This is a genomic window from Rhizobacter sp. P1_G5, assembly GCF_056405435.1.
This window is the reverse complement of sequence record NZ_JBFUCB010000301.1, coordinates 1-7109: the sequence shown is the minus strand read 5'-3', so window position 1 is coordinate 7109 and position 7109 is coordinate 1. Positions and strand designations below refer to the sequence as shown.

General features: G+C 69.4%; 6 protein-coding genes and 1 pseudogene. 3 read left to right on the top strand and 4 right to left on the bottom strand.

The genetic code is table 11. The features are described 5' to 3' along the window. From AC1D12_RS19710 to AC1D12_RS19695, 4 genes and pseudogenes are all read right to left on the bottom strand, one after another. Positions 1–274, bottom strand: a pseudogene (locus AC1D12_RS19710) (SAM-dependent methyltransferase); the annotation flags it as partial. Positions 275–394: 120 nt separating this feature from the next. Continuing rightward, positions 395–2518, bottom strand: a complete 2124-nt coding sequence (locus tag AC1D12_RS19705; protein ID WP_477825852.1) for a putative bifunctional diguanylate cyclase/phosphodiesterase — start codon at positions 2516–2518, stop codon at positions 395–397. Beyond that, a complete protein-coding gene (locus AC1D12_RS19700; RefSeq protein ID WP_477842383.1) occupies positions 2515–3825 on the bottom strand; it encodes a cyclic di-GMP phosphodiesterase in 1311 nt (436 codons plus the stop codon). The genes AC1D12_RS19705 and AC1D12_RS19700 overlap by 4 nt, the downstream gene beginning before the upstream one ends. A gap of 166 nt (positions 3826–3991) precedes the next feature. Beyond that, positions 3992–4432 (bottom strand): Lrp/AsnC family transcriptional regulator, encoded by a 441-nt coding sequence (locus AC1D12_RS19695; RefSeq protein ID WP_047510267.1) that lies wholly within the window; start codon positions 4430–4432, stop codon positions 3992–3994. Positions 4433–4552: 120 nt separating this feature from the next. Here AC1D12_RS19695 and AC1D12_RS19690 point away from each other — a divergent pair, with 120 nt between their 5' ends. The 3 genes from AC1D12_RS19690 (at position 4553) to AC1D12_RS19680 (ending at position 7094) form a co-directional block, all read left to right on the top strand. Further along, positions 4553–5671, top strand: a complete 1119-nt coding sequence (locus AC1D12_RS19690) for a saccharopine dehydrogenase family protein (RefSeq protein ID WP_047510269.1) — start codon at positions 4553–4555, stop codon at positions 5669–5671. An 80-nt stretch (positions 5672–5751) separates the two neighbouring features. After that, positions 5752–6456: a 3-oxoacid CoA-transferase subunit A gene (locus AC1D12_RS19685; protein WP_477842381.1), complete on the top strand. Its 705-nt coding sequence runs from the start codon at positions 5752–5754 to the stop codon at positions 6454–6456. After that, complete coding sequence (locus tag AC1D12_RS19680) at positions 6453–7094, top strand: 3-oxoacid CoA-transferase subunit B (protein WP_047510273.1); 642 nt, start codon at positions 6453–6455, stop codon at positions 7092–7094. The genes AC1D12_RS19685 and AC1D12_RS19680 overlap by 4 nt, the downstream gene beginning before the upstream one ends. Positions 7095–7109: the final 15 nt, after the last annotated feature.

Here is a 7109-nt window from a genome sequence, read left to right as displayed (position 1 = left end):
GCTCCGACTGGGTCGGGTCGTCGTCGATCAGCTGCGCGGCAATGGACATCAGGTCGCGCACGGTGCCGTCGAAGTCGAGGCGGCCCTCGACATAGTCCTGCGCGACCCGGCCGACTTGGCCGCCGGCGATGTGCACCAGCGGCGACAGTTCATTGAGCCGGATCGTCACGGTCGGCTGCGGGTGGCCGAGCCGTTGTCCACCGGGCAGCACCACTGCCATCGGGACGCCCAGTGCCTCGACACGCTGCTCCAGCGTTCGCTCCAGTGGATTCATCGGGAACCTCCAACGATCCCGTGAAAATAAGGCAAAAACGCAAACCGGGGCGTGGCGTACGGCTTTTGCCGGGGCTCGGGGAGGGATGTCGGACGATGTCCGACCGTGTCGAGGGGGCTGTCAGCCGCCGGCCGGGTGCACCAGCCGCACCGACCTGGGCGGCGCCGCGCGGTTCACGCGGCCTTCGAAGCTGCCGTGGTCGAGGGCCGGCGCGAACAGGAAGCCCTGGAATTCGTCGCAGCCGGCGTCGAGCAGGAACTGCCGCTGCGGCTCGGTCTCGACCCCTTCGGCGATCACGCGCAGGTTCAGCGCGCGGCCGAGCTGGATGATGGCGTTGACGATCGCGACATCGCTGGTGTCGTCGGGCAGGTTCTTGATGAAGCTGCGGTCGATCTTCAGCCGCGCGATCGGGAAGCGCTTCAGGTAGCCCAGGCTCGAGTAGCCGGTGCCGAAGTCGTCGATCGCCATCTGCACGCCCAGCTGGCGCAGCGCCTGCAGGCGCTGCAGCGCGCCGGCCGCGTCGTGGATCAGGATCGATTCGGTGAGCTCCAGCTCGAGCAGCCGGGCCGGCAGGTTCGCGCCCTTCAGCGCGCCGGCCACGCGGTCGATGAAGTCGGGCTGCCGGAACTGCAGCGCCGAGACGTTGACCGACACCGGCATCTCCAGCCCGTTGGCGCGCCACGCGGCGGCCTGCCGCACCGCCTGCGACAGCACCCAGTCGCCGATCGGGATGATGAAGCCGCTCTCCTCGGCCACCGGGATGAACTCGCCCGGCGAGACCTCGCCGAGCACCGGATCGCGCCAGCGGATCAGCGCCTCGGCGCCGATCACCTGGCCGCTCTTCAGGTCGATCTGCGGCTGGTAGTGCAGCCGGAACTGGCCGCTCACCAGCGCCTGGCGCATCGCGTGGTCGATCTGCATCGGCGCGATCTGCAACGGCGAATGGTCCGGGCGCTGGCCGGCGTCGCCGCGCGGCTGGTGGAAGCGGAAGCTCGCGCGCCCGGCTTCCTTCACGTGGTGCATCGCCGCATCGGCGCGGCGCAGCAGGTCGTCGGCGCTGTCGCCGTCGGCCGGGCTCATGGCGATGCCGATGCTGCAGGTGACGGTGAAGCTGACGGCGTCGAGCGTGAACGGGCGGGCCATCGCGTCGATCACGCGCCGCGCGGTGGCTTCGGCCGCGCTGGCGTCGGCCTGGTGCACCAGCAGCACGAACTCGTCGCCGGCGAGGCGCGCGACGGTGTCGACGTTGCGCAGGCAATCCTTGATGCGGTCGGTGACCTCCAGCAGCACGCGGTCGCCGACCCCGAGGCCGAGCGTGTCGTTGATCTGCTTGAAGCGGTCGAGGTTCAGCACCATCAGCGCGAACGGGTTGCCGCCGCGCTGCGCCATCGCGAGCGCGAACTCGATGCGGTCGGCCAGCAGGCGCCGGTTCGGCAGGCCGGTCAGCGCGTCGGTGTGCGACAGCTCCTCGATGCGCGCACTGGCGGCGAGCTTCTCGGTGATGTCGCGGAACGAGAACACGCGGCCGATCGGGTGGCCGCGCGTGCACTGCGGCAGCGTCAGCCGCTCCAGCACGCGGCCCGAATGCAGCGTGAAGACGTCGCTGGTCTGCAGCATCGTCGCCTCGTGGATCGCGGCGAGCCGGCGCTCGTAGTCGGCCCCGTCGACGACGCTTGCGCGCATCCAGTCGCGCACCGCCTCGTCGTCGCGCCGGGCCAGCACCTCCTCGGGCAGGGCCCACAGGCCGGCGAAACGGTGGTTGAAGCTGCGGATGTGGCCCGACAGGTCGGTCACCAGGATGCCGTCGGCGGTGGATTCGAGCGTCGCGCGCAACTCGGCCAGGCGGGTCTCGAGCTCTTCTTCGGCGGCGCGCTGCGCGCTGCGGTCGCGGCAGGTCACGAGGAACAGGCCGGCGCCGATGCGGCTCACGCGGCGCGTCACCGGCAGCAGGCGGCCGCTCGCGTGGCGCACCAGCGTGTCGGAGACGATGTCGTCGACGACGCCGGTCGCCGCCTCGCTCCAGAACACCAGGTCTTCAGGCGTCGCGCACAGGTCGGTGGCACCGCGGCCGCGCAGCGACGCGGCCTCGACGCCGAACAGCTCGGCGGCCGCGGCATTGACCGAGCGGATCCGCAGGCTGCCGGCGTCGACCAGCCACACCGCCTCGAGCAAGCCGTCGAGCAGTCCGTCAGGCAAGCCGTCGATCGAAGCGTCGAGGCCCCGCGCCGGCTCGCCGACCGTCATGCAACGGCCGCGGCGTCCGCGGTCTCGGGCACCTGCTCCGGCTCGAAGAAATAGGCCACGCGGGCGCGCGGCGACAGGTAGATCAGCGACGCCGTCGGCAGCTGCTGCGGCTTCAGGCTGCGGCGGATGCCCAGCCGCGGCATCTGCTCCAGGTCGAGCATCAGCGCTTCGTCGCGCGGCACCTTCGGGTCGTGCACCAGCACGCGCGGCTTCAGCGGCCGGGTCGAGTTGACCGACACCACCATCGCGTAGCGGTCGTCGGTGAGCTGCACCGTCGAGCCGGGCGGGTAGACGCCCATCATGCGGATGAAGGCGCCGAGGATCGCGGTGTCGAACTTGGCCTTGCTCTGCGCGAACAGCGTGGACAGCGCCTCGTGCGGCGTCAGTGCGCGCGACGGCACGTGCGGGTTGCACAGGTTGTCGTAGCGGTTCACCAGCGAGACGATGCGCGCCGCGGTCGTCATGCGGTCGCTGTTGAGCTTGAGCGGAAAGCCKCTGCCGTCGGCATGCTCGTGGTGCTGCGCGATGACGAGCGTGGCGCCCGGCTGCAGGTCCATCTTCTTGGCCAGCGCGACGCCGTGCGTCACGTGCTCCTGGTAGAACTGCGTCTCGGCGGTCGTGAAATGCTCTTCGCGGTGGCGCACGCGGTCGGGCAGTTCGATCTTGCCGATGTCGTGCAGCATCGCGCCGACGCCCAGGTCCATCATCTCGGCCTGCGACAGCCCGAAGGTCTTGCCCATCAGCAGCGAGATCACGGCCACGTTGACCGAATGCATCGAGGCCTTGTCGCCGATGCCGTCGCTCAACAGGCGGATGCACAGGTCTTGCGCCGCCAGCATCTTGTCGACGAAGGCGCGGCTCAGCGCCTCGGTGTTCTCGCGGGCCTGCTGCGGCTTGGTCAGCACCAGCTCGAGCGTCATGCGGCAGGCCTTGGTGGCCTCGGCGAACTGGCGCTCGCAGACGGCCAGCGATGCGCGCTCGGYCGCCAGCGCCTCGCGCAGGCGGCGGCGTTCGGCGACTTCGGGGGACTCGGTGGGGACAGCGGGGGCAGCAGGCGCCGCAGCGGGTGCCTGCGCGGCCGGTGTCTCGCCCAGTGGCGTGGCGGCCGGCGGCGGGTCGCTCTTGTCCGGGCTCCAGCGCACGCGCGGCAGCCCGAGGCTGCGGATCGTCGCGATCTGGTCCGGCGTCGTCAGCTTGAAGCTGCTGAGCGGGAACGGGTGCGCCATCCAACCCACGTCGAGATGAACGAACATCCCGACGCGCAGTTCCTGGACATCGATGACCAATGGGGAGATGGCTTCTTTCATGCGAATGGCGGGGCGGCCGGAGACCAGGTTTTGCGCCGAGGAACGCGCTTGCGAGCTTTTCGGCCGCGAGTGCCTCGACTTGAAGTTCATTATCCCGAGGGACACCCTTCCTCACACCTGCTAACTCTGACAGGAATTGGGGGCTGCGGACTGTCGTCCGTGACTTTTACCGCTCTATTCGCGTCGACAACACGATCGCCGACGTGGTGCGCTCGACGCCTTCGAGCGCGCCGATGCGGTCGATCAGCGCATCGAGCTCGCCGATCGACTGCGCCGCGACGATCGCGATCAGGTCGAACGGGCCGCTGACCGAGTGCAGCACGCGCACCTCGGCGATCTTGCGCAGCGCCGCCTCGATCGCGGCGCTCTGGCGCGGCGCCACCGTGATCAGCACGTGGGCGCGGACCAGCGCGGCCTCGAGTTCATCGGGCACCACGATCGTGTAGCCGGCGACGACGCGCTGGCGCTCCAGCCGCTCCAGCCGGCTCTGCACCGTGGTGCGCGACAAGGCGAGGCGCCGCGCCAGCTCGGCGGTGGAGGCGCGCGCGTTCTCGCGCAGCAGCGCGAGCAGCGCGTGGTCGGTCTTGTCGAGGATGGTCTTGTGCATTTCGTCGGAGCGAGTCGGCAATATGCCGGAATGTGCCCGTCGTTTCGTTGAATTTCAAGCTGCCTTTTGACCTCGCACTCCCGACAATCGCCGTCATTCCCTACAGCATGCGAGGCGGCAATGAAAGACATCCTGGTGATCGGCGGCGGCAAGATCGGCTCCGTGGTGGGGGCCCTGCTGGCCTCTGCGACCGGTGGCGAGCGCTACACCGTGACGGTGGCCGACCGCTCGGCGCCCCAGCTGGCCGAGATCGCGACCGAGATGGCCGGCACCCCGGGGCTGTCGACCCTGGTGCTGGACGTGAACGATGCCCAGCAGCTGCGCTCCGCGCTGCGCGGCCGCTTCGCGGTGCTGAGTGCGGCGCCCTACCACCTGACGGCCAAGGTCGCGCAGGCCGCACGCGACACCGGCGTGCACTACCTGGACCTCACGGAAGACGTGGCCAGCACCCGGCGCATCCGCGAACTGGCGGTGGGCGCCAGCACCGCCTTCATCCCGCAGTGCGGGCTGGCCCCCGGCTTCATCTCGATCGTCGCTGCCGACCTGGCGAGCGGCTTCGACACGCTCGACAGCGTGCGCATGCGCGTCGGCGCCTTGCCGGCCTACCCGAGCAACGCGCTGAACTACAACCTGACCTGGAGCACCGAAGGCGTCATCAACGAGTACTGCGAACCCTGCGAGGCGATCGTCGACGGCGTCGTGCGCGAGGTGCCGGCGCTCGAGGAGCGCGAGGAGTTCTCGCTCGATGGCGTGCTGTACGAGGCCTTCAACACCTCGGGCGGGCTCGGCACGCTGTGCGAGACGCTGGCCGGCAAGGTGCGCACGCTGAACTACCGCACGATCCGCTACCCCGGCCACGCCGCGATCATGAAGGCGCTGCTGCACGACCTGCGGCTGAAGGACCGGCGCGACGTGCTGAAGGACATCCTCGAACAGGCCGTGCCGACGACGATGCAGGACGTGGTGATCGTGTTCGTCACCGTCTCCGGCATGAAGGACGGGCGCCTCGTGCAGAACACCTATGCGCGCAAGACCTATGCGCACGTGCTGGCCGGCAAGCTGCGCAGCGCGATCCAGATCACCACGGCGAGCAGCCTGTGCGCGATCCTCGACATGCTGGCGACCGGCCAGCTGCCGCAGCAAGGCTTCGTGCGGCAGGAGGACGTGCGGCTGGCCGACTTCCTGGCCAACCGCTTCGGCCGCGTGTACGCGATGGACGAGCTCGCGAAAGCAGCCTGACTCGGCTTACACTGTTCCCATACAGAACCCCAGTTCGTCAAAAGAACTTTTTGACGAACTGGGTCTGCGTGAGGAACAGCATGATCAACAAGCTCTGCGATTCGGTGCAGGACGCGCTGGCCGGTGTGCCCGACGGCGCAACGGTGATGATCGGCGGCTTCGGTGGCGCCGGCCAGCCGGGCGAGCTGATCGATGCGCTGATCGCGCATGGCGCGCGCGACCTGACCATCGTCAACAACAACGCCGGCAACGGCGAGACGGRCCTCGCGGCGCTGCTCGCGACCGGGCGGGTGCGCAAGATCATCTGCAGCTTTCCGCGCCAGGTCGATTCGCAGGTGTTCGACGGGCTGTACCGCAGCGGGCGCATCGAGCTGGAGCTGGTGCCGCAGGGCAACCTGGCCGAGCGCATCCGCGCGGCCGGGGCCGGCATCGGCGGCTTCTTCACGCCGACCGGCTACGGCACCGAGCTGGCGCGCGGCAAGGAAACGCGCGAGATCGACGGCCGCATGTATGTGCTCGAGTCGCCGATCCATGCCGACGTGGCGCTGATCAAGGCCGAGCGCGGCGACCGCTGGGGCAACCTGGTCTACCGCAAGACCGCGCGCAACTTCGGGCCGATCATGGCGATGGCGGCCAAGCTGAGCATCGCGTCGGTGCACGAGGTGGTGGCGCTCGGCGAGCTCGACCCGGAGCACATCGTGACGCCGGGGATCTTCGTGCAACGCGTGGTCCAGGTGCCGCGCAGCGCCACCGGGCCGGCCGGTTTCGCGAGGAGCGCCGCATGAGTGTCCGTGGCCTGAACCGCGACCAGATGGCCGCCCGCGTCGCCCGCGACATCCCCGAAGGCGCCTACGTGAACCTCGGCATCGGCCTGCCGACGCTGGTGGCCAACCACCTGCCGCGCGAGCGCGAGATCTTTTTGCACAGCGAGAACGGCCTGCTCGGCATGGGCCCGGCGCCGGCCGCGGGCGACGAGGATTTCGACCTGATCAATGCCGGCAAGCAGCCGGTGACGCTGCTGGCCGGCGGCGCGTTCTTCCACCATGCCGACAGCTTCGCGATGATGCGCGGCGGCCACCTCGACATCTGCGTGCTCGGCGCGTTCCAGGTGTCCGCGCGCGGCGACCTGGCGAACTGGCACACCGGTGCGCCCGACGCGATCCCCGCGGTCGGCGGCGCGATGGACCTGGCGATCGGCGCGAAGAAGACCTTCGTGATGATGGAGCACCTGACCAAGTCCGGCGAGAGCAAGATCGTCGCCGAGTGCAGCTACCCGCTGACCGGCGTGGCCTGCGTGAGCCGCATCTACACCGACCTGGCTGTCATCGACGTGACGGCGGCCGGCCTGAAGGTGGTGGAGACTTTCAACGGCCTGCCCTTCGATGAACTGCAGCGGTTGAGCGGCCTGCCGCTGATCGCCTGAAAGACTGTCATGACC

What these genes read in the sequence shown, in the direction of transcription:
- AC1D12_RS19690 (WP_047510269.1), top strand. Translation starts at nt 4,553, where the DNA reads ATGAAAGACATCCTGGTGATCGGCGGCGGCAAGATCGGCTCCGTGGTG.
- AC1D12_RS19695 (WP_047510267.1), bottom strand. Translation starts at nt 4,432, where the DNA reads ATGCACAAGACCATCCTCGACAAGACCGACCACGCGCTGCTCGCGCTG.
- AC1D12_RS19705 (WP_477825852.1), bottom strand. Translation starts at nt 2,518, where the DNA reads ATGACGGTCGGCGAGCCGGCGCGGGGCCTCGACGCTTCGATCGACGGC.
- AC1D12_RS19680 (WP_047510273.1), top strand. Translation starts at nt 6,453, where the DNA reads ATGAGTGTCCGTGGCCTGAACCGCGACCAGATGGCCGCCCGCGTCGCC.